Genomic DNA, 16,995 nt, shown 5'->3' with positions numbered 1-16,995 from the left:
TTATACCTCTTTCTTAAATGCGGCGATGTAGAAGCCGTCAGTTCCGAACGTTGTCGGAAGTAGTTTGAGTTCGGCGCGGTCCGATGACACCATCGGACGTAACACTTCAGGAAGACGATCTCGGAGTGTTTCATCCCACGTCAATCCGTTCGACAATATATAGTCGGCCTGCCGTTCATTTTCAGACGGGTCGATTGTACATGTCGAGTACACTAGCGTACCACCTTGCTTCAGTAGTGGCAAGACAGCGTCGATAATTTCACGTTGGATGATCGGCAGTCCAGAAAGGGATTCTTTGTCCTTCGTCCATTTAATATCTGGCTTGCGGCGAATGACACCTAGACCCGAGCACGGGACATCGAGCAAGATGCGGTCAAAGCTCTCGCGTTCGAACTCATCTCCGGCGTCTCGGGCATCGAGGGCTAGTGCGGTCACTCCATCGATTTGCAATCGCTTCACTTGTCGTTCGATCAGTTTTGCCTTATGAGGGTGAAGGTCGAGCGCCACGAGCGTCCCGCCGTCCATCCGTTCGGCGGTGTGCATCGCTTTGCCGCCTGGCGCGGCACACGCGTCGAGCACGCGTTCGGTCTTCTCGGCACTGAGCGCGTCGGCGACGATCATCGAGCTCTCATCTTGAATCGACAAAAGTCCTGCGTCGATAAACGGCGTCGTATGAACGTTTCCGGACTCGATGACGAGACCGTCTGACGATAGCTCAGAACGTGACGCTTGTACGCCTGACTCGGCGAGGCGTTCGATCATATCGTCGACCGTGATTTGTTTGCGGTTGACGCGAACTGTCACCGGGGCCGGCTCGTTGTTCAACTTGCACATCGCCTCGGTCGCCTCAATCCCGTACGTGTTGATCCAATCCGCGACGAGCCAGTCGGGATGACTGTGCTCGATCGCAATCCGTTCGGCGTCAGGGAGCCCACTCAAATCTGGGAACCCGTCACGGGTGACGTTGCGCAACACGCCGTTGACGAACTTGCCGATGCCGGAGTGCCCACGTTTTTTGGCGATCTCGACCGCTTCGTGTAAGACGGCCCGGTCCGGCACTTTGTCTAAATAGAACAGTTGATACACGCTCATCCGAAGGAGCGGTAAGACGAAACTGTCCAGTTTTTTCGGGTTTTGGACACGCTTCTCCAATATATAATCAAGCGTCCGCTTCCGCCCGAGTGTTCCGTAGACGAGCTCTGTGTAAAGTCCCACGTCTTTTGAAGCTAGCTTTTTTTGGTTTAATAAATCGTTGACCGCGATCGTCGAATAGGCTCCGCCTTGTTCGATTTTGATCAGCGTATCAAGCGCTGCTTGTCTTACGTTCATGTCACCCTCCTAATTGGTCGCCCACTTGCAGCTTTTGTCCGGCACCGCGCATGAACGTGGCACCGTCCATCCGTTTTTTTCCGGCCGGCTGTAACTCTGTCACTTTGATGGCGACGTCATCTCCAGTCGCGACCACAAACCCATCCTCTTCAAGCCGGACGATTGTGCCCGCCTCACCGCTCCCGCTCGTCTTCTCGCTCGCGAACACTTTCACCCGCTCACCCGCGATCAATGTATACGCCGTCGGGAACGGGTTCATGCCACGAATGTGGTTGAAAATCGATGCGCCCGGCTGCGACCAGTCCAGCTGTTCGCGGTCCCGGCTAATGTTCGGTGCGAACGTGACGTCACGTTCGTCTTGCGGTACCGCTTCGATCCAGCCTTCTAAAAAGGCTGGCAACGTCTTGATCAACAGATCAGACCCCGCGACGGCAAGTTTGTCGAACAGCGTACCGACCGTGTCTGTCTCTTCGATCGGGACGATCGTGTTCGCGATCATGTCACCTGCATCCAATTTATCGACCATGTACATGATTGTGACGCCCGTTTCTGTCTCTCCGTCCAAAATTGCTTGATGGATCGGTGCGCCCCCCCGGTATTTTGGAAGGAGCGAGGCGTGTACGTTGATCGCGCCATATGTCGGCGCCTCTAACAGTTCACTCGGCACGATTTGCCCGTAAGCCGCCGTCACAATCAAATCCGGTTCAAGCGCCAAAATATCCTCATAATCGGTGCGAACTTTGATCGGCTGCAATACCGGGATATTATGACGGAGCGCACACTCTTTGACCGGTGTCGGTTTGAGCTCACGCTTGCGGCCGACCGGTTTGTCCGGCTGAGAGACAACACCTACGACATTGTATCCTTCTTCGAGCAAGCGCTCAAGTACGGATACGGCAAACGCCGGTGTACCCATGAAGACGATCCGCTTGTCGGTTCCTGGCTTAGGAACGGCGAGTTTATCGGTGAATAGGACACCGTCTAAATGGTCGATCTCGTGTTGGATGGCGCGCGCGAAGAAGCCGCTTGCTTTCACTTCTTGAAAGCGCCCTTTCATGTCTTGCGTCTTGACGACGATCGACTCATGTCGTTCGACGAATCCGAACTCACCCGGGATGCTCAAGCACCCTTCTAATCCGACGGCTTTGCCTGCGGTCGAAATGATCTCTGGATTGATCAATACGAGCGGACCTGTTTCGTCGTCAGTATGGACGACGGCAAGGCGCTGGTTCAAATTGACTTGCGGCGCGGCCACACCGACGCCATCATACTCATACATCGTGTCAAACAGCCGGTCGACCGTCTGGCGCAACTTCTTGTCAAACTTTGTCACCGGGTCACAGTTGACCCGCAAAATCTCATTTGGAATTTCGACTACTTTATACATTTCGTTCCACCTCACATGAAGACGTATGGATTTACATCTATACTCAATTGATATTCTTTTTTGCTGATCGCTTTCGCCCGCGCTTGTTGCAACATGGCGAGAACGGGATATAACGCTTCCGGTTGTTTCGTCTTGATGAACAGCTGGTAGCGATACAAGTTTTTAAGTTTCGATAACGGTGCCGGCATCGGTCCGTTCAGCCGGGACTGCTCGACGTGCGCTGCCGCGAAATCGGCGGCGAACAGGTCGGCCTCGGCTTGCGCGACGAGCGGATTTTCAGCCGCGAACGTGACGAGCGTCACGTACCAGTAAGGCGGATGGTTGCCGACTTGTCTGAGTTTCATCTCGCGCTCGAAAAACGACTCATAATCATGCCCACTCGCTGTCTCGATGACATAATGGTCCGGATTGTAAGTCTGGACGTACGCCTCACCCGGTAAACTACCACGCCCGGCTCGTCCGGCGACTTGGGTGACGAGTTGGAACGTCCGTTCGGTCGCTCGAAAGTCGGGCATGCCGAGCGTCGCATCGGCTGCGAGCACGCCGACGAGCGTGACGTTCGGAAAATCGAGCCCTTTGGCAATCATCTGGGTACCGAGCAGGATGTCGGCCTCGCCGTCCTCAAACCGTTTCAACAGCTGTTCGTGTGACCCTTTCCGCGACGTCGTATCCTGGTCCATGCGGATGATCCGTGCTTCCGGGATTCGGTTCAACAGCTCGGTCTCGATCTTTTGCGTGCCGGTGCCGAACTGTTTGATCTTTTTACTGTCGCACGTCGGGCATTTCGACGGCATCCCGATCTCATAGCCACAATAGTGGCATTTGAGCCGGTCGCCGTGCTGATGATACGTCAAGTTGACGGCGCAATGCGGGCAGGTCAGCCCTTCCCCGCAATCACGGCACATGACGAACGTCGTGAACCCGCGGCGATTGAGCAAGATGACACATTGTTCTTTCTTCGCAATCCGGTCGTTGATGGCCAGAAATAAGTCTTCTGAAAACATCGTCGTGTTCCCTTTCGCGAGCTCGCGGCGCATATCGACAATATGGACGGGCGGCATCTTGCCACCGTAGCGTTCACTCAAATGCAAATAGCGATAGACGCCTTTTTGAGCGCGGGCGAATGACTCGAGCGACGGTGTCGCGCTTCCGAGCACGACCGGACAACCGTGATGACGCGCGCGCCAAATTGCGACATCGCGCGCATGATAACGTGGATTTTCTTCTTGTTTATACGTCGTCTCATGCTCTTCGTCTAAGATGAGCAGGCCGATGTGTTCGAGCGGAGCGAAAATGGCCGATCGGGCGCCGACGACGACGTCGACTTCCCGTCGCTTGATTTTCCGCCACTCATCGTATTTCTCGCCTTGCGACAAGGCGCTATGGAGTACGGCGACGCGGTCGCCAAAACGGCGTTTGAACCGTTTGACCATCATCGGTGTCAAGCTGATCTCTGGGACGAGCAAGACGGCTTGCTTCCCGTCATCGACGACTTGGCCGATCGACTCGAGATACACTTCGGTCTTTCCGCTTCCCGTCACGCCGTGGAGCAACAACGTCTCACCGGCTTCGGCCTCGCGAATCGCGCGCACCGCTTCCGCTTGACTGTCGTTCAGTTTGACATCATCGATTACTTGTTCGATCGAAGCATACGGGTCTCGATTCAATTCGACTTCGGTCACTTTGACAGCACCGAGCGTCTCGAGCTTTTGCAGCTGGGGCCGCGTCAATCCGATTTGACGGAGCGACGACCAGTACATACGAGGCACGTCTTCAAGTAGCCGGACCGCCTCGAGCTGTTTTTTGGCACGCGCCGGGACGACGCTCGCATCCTTCAACTCGATCAACAAGTCGGTTTTGACCGTTCGTTTCTCTTTAAGCACCGGTGAAAGCGACAAGTCCCCTTTTTTGGCCATGGCCAAAATCAGCGACTGAACTTCTTTTGGATACTCGGACAAGTGTGTGCCGGCCCGAACGCCTTCAGGAAGTGACTCCCCTTTGATCGCTTTATCGTAACTGACTTTCAGCGCTGCCGGCAGCATGGCGAGAAGTGCCGATGAGCGGAAGCAAAGCGTCGTCTGTTTCACGTGCATCGACAGTTCGAGCAACTCTTCGGTCAAAGACGACTCTTCGTCAAGAAGTGCTTCGAGCGGTTTTAACCCTTCGCGTGTTCCGTCCGATACCCCTGTCACGATGCCGAGTAACCGTCTCGATCCGAACGGTACCGATACGCGCATACCTGGCTCGATCAACGACTCGAACTGGACCGGGACCTCATAGTCAAACGGTCGGTCGATCGTGATGACCGGAGCATCGACGTGGACGTGGGCAATCATCGTAAACCTTCCTTAAAGTAGGCGAGCAACTCGTGGGCGAGACGTTGTTTACTCTGCCGCGGCAGACGGACAAATGAGCCATCCGCTCGGAATAAGACGACTTCGTTGTCGTCAGACCGGAAACCGATGTCTCGCTTCGACACGTCATTCGCGACCAAGAAGTCGACGTTTTTACGCTCGAGTTTAGCCCGGGCATGGTCTTCAAGCTGCTCTGTCTCGGCAGCGAATCCGACGAGGAGCTGATGCGTCTTCTTCGTTCCAAGCTCTTTTAAAATATCGGTCGTCTCCTCGAGCTCAATCGTCAACGGGCCGTGGACTTTTTTATGTTTCTCGGTGTGGACCGTCTTCGGACGATAGTCTGCGACCGCCGCCGACTTGATGACGATGTCTTGCGTCGCAAATCGCTCGAGCACGGTCTCGAGCATCTGTTGTCCCGACTCGACCGCGATCGCGGTCACCCCGTCTGGGACCGGGACTTGGAGCGGGCCGTGGACGAGCGTCACGTTCGCGCCCATATCTCGCGCCGCCTCAGCAAGGGCGACTCCCATCTTCCCGGATGAATCGTTGGATAAAAACCGGACCGGATCGATACGTTCGACCGTCGGACCAGCCGTGATCAAGACGTGCTTTTCAAGCAAGTGTTTCGGGACGAACTGGCTCGCGATGATGCGGACGAGATCTTCCGGTTCGGGCAGACGTCCGCCGCCAATCCAGCCGCAGGCCAGATTGCCGACACCCGGCTCGATGATTTGATAGCCGTATGATTTGAGCGTCTCGATATTTCGGCGGGTCGCCGGATGTTCGAGCATGTTGACGTTCATCGCCGGAGATACGATGACGGGACATTTCGCTGCTAAGATCGAGGTCGTGATGAAGTCGTCGGCGATGCCGTTAGCAAGTTTAGCGATGATATTCGCCGTCGCCGGGGCGACGACGATTAAATCACTCGTATCAACGACATCGATGTGGGCGATCTTCGTCGGGTCGTGCTCTTCGAACACGTCCGAATAGATCGGATTGCGACTGAGTGCTTGAAACGTCGCTTTTCCGACGAACTGCTCAGCCGATGCTGTCATCGCCACGCGGACGTTCGCGCCTGCTTGAACGAGTTTTGACGTGAGTGCGCACGCCTTATATGCAGCGATACCGCCGCTCACACAAAGCAAGATGTTCCGGTCGTTCACCATTCACATTTCTCCCCTTTATAGACAATGAGACCCAAGTCGTATCCGACTTGGGTCACACTTCATCCGTTGTTCTTTTCGTTCACGATGATTGTCGTGTCACCCGAGAATATTTCTTCTAGCGCTTGACCGACCGGTTTATACGATTTTGGCGCAGCGATTTTTGGTGCTTTTCCGTCTTGGATCTGACGGGCACGCTTGGCGGCCACCGTCACGATTGTGTATTTCGACGGGATGATACGTTGTAAGGCATCAATCGAAGGGTATAACATTAAATGACCTCCATCATAGCTTTTTTATAGAGAGACGCGACACGTTCACGTTTACAATGCTCGGCCGTCACGATCGCTTTGATCCGGTCGATCGCTTTATCGACTTCGTCGTTTGTGACGACGTAATCGTAAGCATCCATCAACTCGATTTCTTCACGGGCGACGAGCAAGCGTTGCTTGATGACTTCTTCCGATTCAGTGCCTCGACCGACTAAACGGTTTCGAAGTTCTTGCAGACTCGGCGGTGCGAGGAATAAAAAGACGGCTTCTGGGAAGCGTTCCTTTACTTGGAAAGCTCCTTGGACTTCAATCTCTAAAATGACGTCCTTGCCACTTTCAAGCGTCTCGCGCACCCATTCGACCGGTGTCCCATAATAGTTGCCGACGAATTCTGCATGCTCAAGCAGTTGATCGTGTTCAATCATGTCTTCAAATTGCTCTCTCGTCTTAAAGAAGTAATGCACTCCCTCAACTTCGCCTTCACGTGGTTTTCGAGTCGTTGCCGACACCGAATACTGAAGGTTGTTGTCCGCCTCTTCACGGAGCACTCGGCAAACAGTACCTTTGCCGACACCGCTTGGACCAGACAAGACGATTAATAATCCTCGTTCTTTAAAATTCAATGCAAGCCCTCCATCTTCTAACATCACATTACATTATAATAGCAGTCCTTTAATTGTTACGGCAAGAAGAAGTTCGGATTTCCTACTTCATCGTACCATATTTTCTGTGAATCTGATAACGTAGAGACAGAAAAAGGACAAAGGTGATGAGACTAATGGCATATGATGGATTAATGACATATCGTGTCGTAAAAGAACTACAACCGCTCGTTGGCGGTCGAATCAATAAAGTGCATCAACCGTATGCACTCGACTTGATGATTCAAGTCAGATCGAACCGACAAAGCGTCTCGTTGCTCGTTTCAGCGAACGCGATGTATGCGCGACTTCAATTGACGGACACCCCGATCAAGAACCCGCAAGAGCCTCCGATGTTTTGTATGATGCTGCGGAAGCATATCGAGGGCGGCTTTATCACAGCGATCGAACAAGTCGGCCGCGACCGCGTCATCGTCTTCTCGGTCAGATCGCGTAACGAGCTCGGTGATGAAGAAAACAAACGCGTCTATGTCGAACTGATGGGACGTCACTCGAACGTCGTCTTGACGAACGAGGACGGCAAGATTTTAGACGCGATCAAACACCTTCCCCCGTCTCAAAACACGTATCGGACGATCATGCCAGGCAGCGAGTACATCTTGCCGCCGGCGCAACAAAAGTCCGATCCGTTGACGGAACGGGAAGCCGGATTGAAACGAATCGATTGGAACGCAGGTATGCTCGACAAGCAGCTCGTCGCTCACTTTTCCGGGATGAGCCCGCAGATCGCCCAAGAGATTATGTATCGGGCCAAGACGCCGAACCGTACGAACTTAGAGGCGGCGTTTGACAGCGTGATGGCGGATCTTGACGGCGCTTATGTATTCCAACAGCTCGCCTCCGGGAAGGAACGGTTCAGTCCGATCGCGCTCACGTCAGGCGATATCGTTTCTGAAGAACGCTACGACTCGAGCCAGGAAGTGCTCGACCGCTTTTACTATGAGAAGGCGAACCGTGACCGGGTCAAGCAGCAAGCCCATGACGTCGAGCGTCTGCTCAAGTCAGAGCTCGAGCGCAACCAATTAAAACGGAAACGCCTGCTCGAGGATATGAAAGCGACGGAACGATCGGACGAGCTCCAAAAATACGGTGAGCTGTTGACGACGTATTTGTTCCAACTCGAGAAAGGGATGAAAGTCGCCCACGTCGTCGACTATTATGATGAGGACGGCGCCATGATCGATATCCCGCTCGATCCGCTCAAAACACCGAACGAGAATGCGCAACGTTACTATAAGAAATACAACAAACTAAAAGTTGCCAAAATCGAGGTTCAAAAGCAAATTGAACTGAACGAGACCGAAATCAGCTATTTAGAGACGCTCGTTGCCCAACTCGACGTCGCCGCGCCGCGCGATATCGTCGAGATTCGCGAAGAGCTGGCCGAAGGCGGATACATCCGACAAAAACGTCAGAAGAAGAAACAAACGGCCAAAGTCGCGCTCGAAGGCTACACATCTTCGACCGGTGTCGAGTTTTACGTCGGCAAAAACAATACGCAAAACGACTACTTGACGTTCAAGTTCGCGCGTCGCGACGAAGTTTGGCTTCACGTGAAAGATATCCCCGGTTCACACGTCATCATCCGGTCAACCGAACCGGACGAGACGACGCTCCTCGAAGCAGCGACCGTCGCCGCCTACTTCTCGAAGGCACGTGCCTCGAGCGGGGTTCCGGTCGACTATACGAAAGCCCGTTACGTGAAAAAACCGAGCGGCGCCAAGCCGGGATTCGTCATCTACACCGATCAGCAGACGGTATACGTGACTCCGGACGAGCAGCTCGTCAAATCGCTTAAACAATGAACGAAGGCCACGTCATGCGACGTGGCCTTTGTTTATTTCGGATTATGTTTGAACGCCTCGAGCTGTTCATGATAGTCGAGCAGATGTCCGTGTAAAATTTCAGAAACAGATAAGTCTTCATGCTTCAATTGGAAGAGCGAGTACGGTTTGTCACACGTGTAGAGAATGTCGTGATGGTGGGCGAGCAGGAATAAAAACTCGGACTCGAACGCGTGGCGTTCGTCCTCGGTCATCATGAGTAACGCTTCCCGGTGCTCAGCGAGACTCTCGAGCAGCAAGACCAATTTATCCTCTAAATGAATCAATAACCGATATTGCTTGATCGTCAAATGCTTCAACTTAACCTTCGTCACTTGCATATCCTCTTGCAACATCATATGGAGCTCTTGATGGCCGAGGATACGGGCGCGCGTCTCGAGCAGTTCTGCCGGGGAGCCGATCAGTTCGCGCCAATGATGGAACATATACGCCGACGTCTTCCGAATCTCGCCAAGCAGACGCTCTTCATAACGCGGTGGCATGAACGCATAGTTGACGCCGAGCGAGACGAACACACCGACCGCCGTCAATAGCGAACGCGTCCACGCGTAGTGGAAAAAGTCGGTCGTCGGGTTTTCAAGCATGAGCACAATCGCGAACGCCGCATACGTCGACATGTGCGTCTTATCGAACGTCGTGTTGAGCGTGAGCGCGACGATGACGGCAAGACCGATCGAAATCGGGTTCACCCCGAACGCATAGACGATCAACAAGCCACACATGAGGCCGACGATCGTGCCGAATATACGGCTAAAGACGATTTTCGACGACCGTTTGACGGTCGGTTGCATCGCGACGACGGCGGCGATGGCACCCATCCCCGAATAAATGCCGAAGACGTACCATGACAAGGCGATCGTGATGGCGACGGCGATCCCGGTCTTAAACGTTCGCAGTCCGACTTTAGGAATGTAGCGTTTGTTGATCATTTCAATTCGACCTTCCCTGTCTCAGAGATCAGTTCCACGTTCGGACGATTCGAGTTCGAAAGATGGTACACACCGTTGCTAATTTCTTTAAAGCGCTCAGCCGCCGCGATGTTTCCTGTTGTCGTGACGGTCACTTGTCCGGTCGCGTTTCGCGGCTCATACGTGAGCGCCCCGGCCTCTGTCTGGACGGTCAGCGCTTGGTTGACGACGACGTCACGGATTGTCGCGTCCCGATACGACCGGATGTCGCCCGTGACGACACGAACCGTCTCAAACGTGGCATCGCTTCTCGTCTCGACTCGAAGCCGGTCGCTTTCAAGTTTCTTCAGATTGACCGCGTTGGCATCGAGAACGATGGTTTTCGCGACCAGGCCTTGTCCGGTCACTTGCTCAGCCGTCACTTCGATCGATGTCATCGAACTTGGCAACGCGACCCGGATTTTATAACGGGACGGCTCCGCGCTTGCCCGACTCCCGAACTGGCTCATCGGTCCATACCGTTCGACGACGGAAATCGTGTCCCCGACCGACTTCACTTTAATGCGACGTTCTTTCGAATTCGTCTGCAGTACTTCGATCTGAACTTTTTCATTCGTGCTCCGGATAAATTCAACATTCCCATGCGCCGTCTCAAGCCGAAGCTTTTTCATCTGATAACGGTCCTCATACTTGTCCCCTAGCGCCAATATGTGGCTGAATACGAATAAATTCACGAAAAATAATAAAGGTAACACCGTGAGGACGAGACCGAATGCGATTTTGCGATGTTTAGGGATGTTTTGAAACCGTGCTTTCAATGACTGTCCTTTAATTCTAGAATACGCCATAGTTCTCTCCTTTTTCGACTACTTTCCCTATTCTAACACGTTCAGTATCACATGTTGCCAAATGAAAAAGAATCCGCCCGGAGGTGGATTCTTCAGCGTGTCACTTGTTTGCTCCAAACGGTTGGGCTTTCTTGCCAAGCTGTGAGCGAGATTGCTTCGTTCTCAGAAATCACGTCTTGGTTCCGAGCAACTTCAATCAGTTCAGCGAACGTCGTCAGTGACGAGGCGGTCAAGTTCGCCTCGGTCAAATTCACGCTCAAGCTGTCTAGACCGTATGAGAAAACGGCTTGAATCAGAACGACTTCGCCTCCGGCCGCTCGAATCGCCTGAGCCGCTTCAATGCTCGATTTTCCAGTCGAGAGCAGGTCTTCGATGACGACGACGCGCGCTCCTTTGTCGAATCGCCCTTCAATCTGGTTGCCTTTCCCATGCCCTTTCGCACCCGACCGGACGTAGACGAGCGGTAGACCGAGTCGGTCGGCTAAGAGCGTCGCATGGGGAATCCCTGCCGTCGCCGTTCCCGCAATGACGTCGGCGTCGAGCGGACGGACGGCGTCGACAAGTGCATCGATAATCTGTGAACGCACTTCTGGATAACTGAGCGTCAGTCGGTTATCACAATAAATCGGGCTTCTTAACCCGCTCGACCATGTGTACGGTTCATTCGGTGATAAAGTGACGGCTTCAATCGATAATAATGCCTCAGCGATTTGTCTCATACGTTTGGCTCCATTCCTTCATAAAGTATTCGTAAGCTGCGTTCGGGTCGGCTGCCCGGGTGATCGGGCGCCCGACGACGATAGCTGACACACCGGCGTCAAAAGCGGCTTGCGGTGTCGCGACCCGGACTTGATCGTCTGTCGTTTCGTTGATTCGGATGCCGGGCGTCACCGTCAAAAACTGTGAACCGAGCGCTTGTCGAATCGCGCGGGCTTCGTGAACGGACGCGACGACCCCGTCGAGTCCTGCTCGTTTGGCAAGTCCCGCTTGGCGCAAGACGGCCTGCTCGAGACTTCCGCCAATTCCGAGTTGTTCTGACAGCATCCGCTCGTCGGTCGATGTCAGTTGGGTCACCCCGATCAATGTGGTCGTGTCGTTCACATCACGCAACCCATCCAATGCGTAGCGCATCATCGTCTCACCGCCGAGCGTATGAACGTTCGTCATTTCAACGCCGAGCCGGCCGATTTGGCGGAGCGTCCGCCTTGCCGTCTCCGGGATGTCATGAACTTTGACGTCTAGAAAGACCGGGTAACCGCTCGCGACGAGTTCTTCGACGAACCGTCCACCTTCACGGTAGAAAAGTTCCATGCCGACTTTGACGGCCGGGCGTTGGTCAATTTTTTTCAAGAGTGAAAACGCTTCGTCACGTGTTTCGACATCAAGCGCGAGATACAACCTGTTCATACGCCTTCCCCCTAACGTCTAAAATATGATCGATGCCGAGTTCATCGAGCCGGCCTGGCAACGCCTCGATGATTTCCTGGCATACGTATGGGTTTTCAAAATTGGCAGTCCCGACCGCGACCGCCGATGCACCCGCATAGATAAATTCGAGCACGTCGTCGACCGTCCGCACACCGCCCATGCCGATAATCGGGATATTGACCGCTTGGGCGACTTCGTACACCATCCGGATGGCGACCGGCTTGATGGCCGGACCGGATAATCCGCCGATTCGGTTCGCTAAGATCGGTTGACCGGTCGCAATGTCAATCCTCATGCCGACGAGCGTATTGATCATCGTGATGCCGTCGGCGCCGGCCGCTTCGACCGCACGTGCCATCTCCGTGATTGACGTGACGTTCGGGGATAGTTTGACGTATACCGGTTTCGTCGACGCCGCCTTGACGAGGCGCGTCAGTTCGGCCGCCATCAAAGGATCGGTCCCGAACTGCATGCCGCCACACTTCACGTTCGGGCACGAGATGTTCAGCTCGAGTGCTTTCACGCACGGGTCGGCGCTCATTTTCCGCGCGACGTGGATGTATTCTTCTGGGGTCGAACCCGCCACGTTGGCAATAATTTCAGTGTCAAACTTGGCGAGGAATGCCAACTTGTCTTCAACAATCGCGTCGACACCCGGATTTTGTAATCCAATCGCATTCAACATTCCTTGCGCCGTCTCGGCGACACGCGGTGTCTCGTTCCCGAACCGCGCCTCCCCGGTCGCCGCTTTGATCATGATGCCCCCGAGGATCGACAAGTCGTACAGCTTGGCGAACTCTTCGCCGAATCCAAAACAACCGGACGCCGGCATGATCGGATTTTTTAACGATAAGCCGGGTAGTTCGATGTGTAATCTCATAACGTCACCTCTTCTGCCCGAAATACCGGTCCGTCACTGCACACTTTCACGTAACCGTCCGGCGCTTTGCACACACAGGCGAAGCACGCCCCGATGCCGCAACCCATCCGGTTCTCGATCGAGATGTAGCGTTCATTAATATGCGACGCGGCGACCGCTTTTAACATCGGCTCCGGACCACAGCTGAACAAGACGTCGGCGTCGATTCTAGCGAGCGGCCCGGTCACGAACCCCGCCTCTCCATACGTTCCGTCGACCGTCGTGATGATCGTCTCGCCGAGTTCGCGGAACTCGTCTTCATAAAATACACTCGCTTCTGAATCAAACCCGAGAATCGCCACCGTTTCGATTCCGCGCGCGGCGAGCATCCGGCGCGTGTAATAGAGTGGCGGCACCCCGATCCCCCCGCCGACGAGAACGACGCGCTTGCCGTCTTTTGCGAGCGGGAACCCGTTACCGAGCGGACCGAGGACGTCAAGTTCGTCCCCGGCTCGTCTCGTCGCGAGTTCGGCCGTCCCGGTCCCGACCACTTTGTACAGAAACGTGACGACGTCTGCTTCGACGTTTGCGACCGACAGTGGCCGGCGCAACAGTTCGGACGTCTTCACATGGAAAAACGTCCCCGGTGCGATTGTTGCATCACCGATTCGCACTTTCATTTCCATTGTCGCTTTCGCGATCTCCAAGTTCGATAAGATGGTCGCCCGTTGTCTCATACAGTCACCCCGAATTCGGTGAACGCCGGCAGGCTCGTCGTCTGGAACGATAGGCTCTCGATGACTTGCAAGAGCGCCTTCACCGTGTCGAGCGACGTCAAGCAGAGCACACCTTGCTCGGCCGCGGCCCGGCGGATAATGAATCCGTCTTTCGTCGCCAAGGCGTCGCGTGTCGTCGTATTCAAGACGATGTCGACATCGCCCCGCTCGATGACGCTCAGCATCGTCTCACCCGCTTCATGGATCTTCCCGACTTGTCGGACCGGCAACTCGGCTGCCGTAAGTGCCGTCGCCGTGCCTGACGTTGCCATCAGGCGGAAGCCGAGCCGGTTGAAGCGACGGGCGATGTCGAGCGCTTCGTCTTTGTCTTGATCGGCGACCGTCAACAAGACGTTTCCTTTCAAGGCGATCGTCATCCCGGCAGCGACGAGTCCTTTATAGAGCGCTTTTTCAAGCGTTCGGTCCGTCGCCATGACTTCCCCCGTCGATTTCATCTCTGGCCCGAGTGACGGGTCGACTTCTTTTAGTTTCGCAAAACTGAACACCGGCACTTTGACCGAGATGGCGTCAGATTCTGGGTGCAAGCCCGTTCCGAGGCCGAGCTGTTTCAACGTCGTCCCGAGAATCGTCTGCGTCGCGATGCGTGCGACCGGCAGTCCCGTCACTTTCGAGATGAACGGCACCGTCCGGCTCGCCCGTGGGTTGACTTCGATGACGTACAAGTCGTCCGCATAGACGAACTGAATGTTGAGCAACCCTTTGATGCGGAACGCTTTGGCGAGTTTGATCGTGTAATCGACGACTTTTTGTTTTAACGCCTCGCTCAGCCGTTGCGGCGGATAGACGGCGATCGAATCGCCAGAGTGGACCCCGGCCCGTTCGATATGTTCCATGATGCCCGGGATGTAGACGTCCGTCCCGTCGCAGATGGCGTCGACTTCGATCTCGATCCCGGTCAAGTAGCGGTCGATGAGGACGGGACGATCTTTCGAGGCGACGACGGCGTGGCGCATATACCGCTCGAGCTCCGAACGCTCATAGACGATCTCCATCGCCCGGCCGCCGAGGACGTACGATGGGCGGACGAGTACTGGATAGCCGAGCATGTCAGCACAAGCGGCCGCTTCCTCGACCGTGACCGCGGTCTTGCCCGGTGGTTGGGCGAGCCGTTCTTTCGTGAGCGTCGCCTCGAACGCTTTCCGGTTTTCGGCCCGGTCGATGTCTTCAAGTGACGTCCCGAGAATTTGGACGCCGTTCGCTTCGAGCGAGGCCGCCAAATTGATTGCCGTCTGCCCGCCGAACTGGACGATGACCCCGAGCGGTCGTTCATTGCGAACGACTTCTAGTACGTCTTCTGTCGTGAGCGGTTCAAAGTAGAGACGGTCTGAGATCGAGAAGTCGGTCGATACCGTCTCCGGGTTGTTGTTGACGATGATCGCCTCATATCCGGCGTCACGGATCGTTTGGATCGAATGGACGGTCGCGTAGTCGAACTCGACGCCTTGACCGATTCGGATCGGGCCTGAACCGAGTACGAGGATGGACGGTTTATCCGTTTTCACCGCTTCGTTCTCGACTTCGTACGTCCCGTAAAAGTACGGCGTCTCCGAGGCGAATTCGGCGGCACACGTGTCGACCATCTTATACACTGGCCGAACGTTCCACTCATCTCGTAACGACGCGATCGTCTCGACGTCTTGGTCCGTGATGCGGGCGATCATGCGATCACTGAACCCACGTTGCTTCACTTCGCGCAACCGTTCCTCTGTCAACGGCCCGTTGCGCAGTACTTCTTCCTCACGCCAAATCCGATCGAGTTTTGATAAGAAGAACCGGTCGATTTTCGTCAAGCCGTGAAGCTGTTCTGTCGAGTAGCCGCGGCGAAGCGCCTCGTACAACATCCATAACCGTTCGTCGGTCGGTGTCGTCAGTTCTCGTTCCAGTTGTTCAGCCGTCAATTCGGAAAGGCGTGGTACGTATAAGTCTTCCGTACCGAGTTCGAGCGAACGGACGGCTTTCAAGAGCGCTTCTTCTAAATTTCGACCGATGGCCATGACTTCGCCCGTCGCTTTCATTTGTGTGCCGAGACGACGGTCCGCGGTCTCGAACTTGTCGAACGGGAAGCGCGGGATTTTAGCGACGACGTAGTCGAGCGCCGGCTCGAACGAGGCGTAACTCGTCTCCGTCACCGGATTTTTTAGTTCCGACAACTTGTAGCCGACCGCGACTTTCGCGGCGAGCTTGGCGATCGGGTACCCCGTCGCTTTTGAGGCGAGAGCCGAACTCCGCGAGACGCGTGGGTTGACCTCAATCACGTAGTACGTGAAGCTGTCCGGGTCGAGCGCGAACTGGATGTTACATCCGCCTTCGATGCCGAGCGCCCGGATGATGTCGAGCGAGACGCTGCGGAGCATTTGATAATCACGGTCAGACAACGTCTGGGTCGGGGCGAACACGATCGAGTCACCGGTATGGACACCGACCGGATCGAAGTTTTCCATGGCGCAGACGATGATGGCCTGGTCGCTCGAGTCGCGCATCACTTCATATTCGACTTCTTTCATGCCGGCAATCGACTCTTCAAGCAGCACTTGCGTCACCGGACTCGCCTTGAGTCCCGATTCGACAATCTGCTCGAACTGTTCCCGGTCGTGGGCGATTCCCCCACCGGTTCCGCCGAGCGTATAAGCCGGACGAATAATGATCGGATAGCCGATCCGGTCAGCGAAGCTCCAGGCGGCGTCGAGTGAATGGACGATATCGCTGTCTGGGACGCCGTGACCGAGCTTGTACATGAGGTCGCGGAACTGTTCCCGGTCTTCTGCCTGCTCAATCGCCGACAATTTCGTTCCGAGCAGTTCGACGCCGCAGTCGCGGAGCACGCCGCGTTTATCGAGCTCGACCGCCAAGTTCAGTCCGGTCTGCCCCCCGAGTGTCGCGAGAAGCGCGTCCGGACGTTCTTGACGGATGATCCGCTCCACGAACTCCGGTTCGAGTGGTTCGATATAGACGCGGTCCGCCGTCGATGGGTCAGTCATAATCGTCGCCGGGTTCGAGTTGACGAGGATGACTTCGTAGCCCTCTTCTTTTAAGGCAAGACACGCCTGGGTACCAGCATAGTCAAATTCTGCCGCTTGTCCGATGACGATCGGGCCGGATCCGATCACAAGGATTTTCTGAATATCTGGTCGTTTTGGCATG

At 55.0% G+C, this 16,995-nt stretch carries 14 protein-coding genes and 1 pseudogene; 1 reads left to right on the top strand and 14 read right to left on the bottom strand.

What is annotated here, in order from left to right:
• The 7 genes and pseudogenes from rsmB to gmk all read right to left on the bottom strand — a co-directional run bounded on the left by rsmB (position 1) and on the right by gmk (position 7,155).
• Positions 1–1,329 carry a 16S rRNA (cytosine(967)-C(5))-methyltransferase RsmB gene (gene rsmB / locus A6395_RS14425; protein ID WP_071399576.1) on the bottom strand — a complete coding sequence of 443 codons (1,329 nt, stop codon included), beginning with the start codon at positions 1,327–1,329 and terminating at the stop codon, positions 1–3.
• 1 nt (position 1,330) lies between these two features.
• Positions 1,331–2,254 (bottom strand): methionyl-tRNA formyltransferase, encoded by a 924-nt coding sequence (fmt, locus tag A6395_RS14420; protein ID WP_255569974.1) that lies wholly within the window; start codon positions 2,252–2,254, stop codon positions 1,331–1,333.
• Positions 2,255–2,287: 33 nt separating this feature from the next.
• A pseudogene (gene def / locus A6395_RS16205) lies at positions 2,288–2,716 on the bottom strand (peptide deformylase); the annotation flags it as partial.
• A gap of 11 nt (positions 2,717–2,727) precedes the next feature.
• Positions 2,728–5,052: a primosomal protein N' gene (priA, locus tag A6395_RS14415; protein ID WP_071399575.1), complete on the bottom strand. Its 2,325-nt coding sequence runs from the start codon at positions 5,050–5,052 to the stop codon at positions 2,728–2,730.
• On the bottom strand, positions 5,049–6,239 hold the full coding sequence (gene coaBC / locus A6395_RS14410) for a bifunctional phosphopantothenoylcysteine decarboxylase/phosphopantothenate--cysteine ligase CoaBC (protein WP_071399574.1): 1,191 nt from the start codon (positions 6,237–6,239) through the stop codon (positions 5,049–5,051). The genes priA and coaBC overlap by 4 nt, the downstream gene beginning before the upstream one ends.
• Positions 6,240–6,298: 59 nt before the next feature.
• Complete coding sequence (rpoZ, locus tag A6395_RS14405; protein WP_070327533.1) at positions 6,299–6,508, bottom strand: DNA-directed RNA polymerase subunit omega; 210 nt, start codon at positions 6,506–6,508, stop codon at positions 6,299–6,301.
• Complete coding sequence (gene gmk / locus A6395_RS14400) at positions 6,508–7,155, bottom strand: guanylate kinase (protein ID WP_070327534.1); 648 nt, start codon at positions 7,153–7,155, stop codon at positions 6,508–6,510. Before gmk ends, rpoZ begins: the two co-directional genes overlap by 1 nt.
• A 131-nt stretch (positions 7,156–7,286) precedes the next feature.
• Here gmk and A6395_RS14395 point away from each other — a divergent pair, with 131 nt between their 5' ends.
• On the top strand, positions 7,287–8,975 hold the full coding sequence (locus tag A6395_RS14395; RefSeq protein ID WP_071399573.1) for an Rqc2 family fibronectin-binding protein: 1,689 nt from the start codon (positions 7,287–7,289) through the stop codon (positions 8,973–8,975).
• A 32-nt stretch (positions 8,976–9,007) separates the two neighbouring features.
• On the opposite strand, the gene A6395_RS14390 is transcribed toward A6395_RS14395, so the two are convergent.
• The 7 genes from A6395_RS14390 to carB form a co-directional block, all read right to left on the bottom strand.
• Positions 9,008–9,943 (bottom strand): FUSC family protein, encoded by a 936-nt coding sequence (locus A6395_RS14390; RefSeq protein ID WP_070327536.1) that lies wholly within the window; start codon positions 9,941–9,943, stop codon positions 9,008–9,010.
• Complete coding sequence (locus tag A6395_RS14385) at positions 9,940–10,770, bottom strand: DUF4097 family beta strand repeat-containing protein (RefSeq protein ID WP_071399572.1); 831 nt, start codon at positions 10,768–10,770, stop codon at positions 9,940–9,942. Before A6395_RS14385 ends, A6395_RS14390 begins: the two co-directional genes overlap by 4 nt.
• A 92-nt stretch (positions 10,771–10,862) precedes the next feature.
• Positions 10,863–11,489 (bottom strand): orotate phosphoribosyltransferase, encoded by a 627-nt coding sequence (gene pyrE, locus A6395_RS14380; RefSeq protein WP_071399571.1) that lies wholly within the window; start codon positions 11,487–11,489, stop codon positions 10,863–10,865.
• Positions 11,473–12,177, bottom strand: coding sequence for an orotidine-5'-phosphate decarboxylase (gene pyrF / locus A6395_RS14375; protein WP_070327539.1), 705 nt, complete (start codon positions 12,175–12,177; stop codon positions 11,473–11,475). The genes pyrE and pyrF overlap by 17 nt, the downstream gene beginning before the upstream one ends.
• Complete coding sequence (locus tag A6395_RS14370) at positions 12,152–13,078, bottom strand: dihydroorotate dehydrogenase (protein WP_071399570.1); 927 nt, start codon at positions 13,076–13,078, stop codon at positions 12,152–12,154. The genes pyrF and A6395_RS14370 overlap by 26 nt, the downstream gene beginning before the upstream one ends.
• Complete coding sequence (locus A6395_RS14365) at positions 13,075–13,794, bottom strand: dihydroorotate dehydrogenase electron transfer subunit (RefSeq protein WP_071399569.1); 720 nt, start codon at positions 13,792–13,794, stop codon at positions 13,075–13,077. Before A6395_RS14365 ends, A6395_RS14370 begins: the two co-directional genes overlap by 4 nt.
• On the bottom strand, positions 13,791–16,994 hold the full coding sequence (carB, locus tag A6395_RS14360; RefSeq protein ID WP_071399568.1) for a carbamoyl-phosphate synthase large subunit: 3,204 nt from the start codon (positions 16,992–16,994) through the stop codon (positions 13,791–13,793). Before carB ends, A6395_RS14365 begins: the two co-directional genes overlap by 4 nt.
• Position 16,995 lies beyond the last annotated feature (1 nt).

Origin of the sequence: Exiguobacterium sp. SH31 (genome assembly GCF_001816105.1) — a bacterium.
GTDB lineage: Bacteria > Bacillota > Bacilli > Exiguobacteriales > Exiguobacteriaceae > Exiguobacterium > Exiguobacterium aurantiacum_A.
Note: the sequence above shows the minus strand (reverse complement) of the source record. Positions and strands in the feature narration are given on the sequence as shown.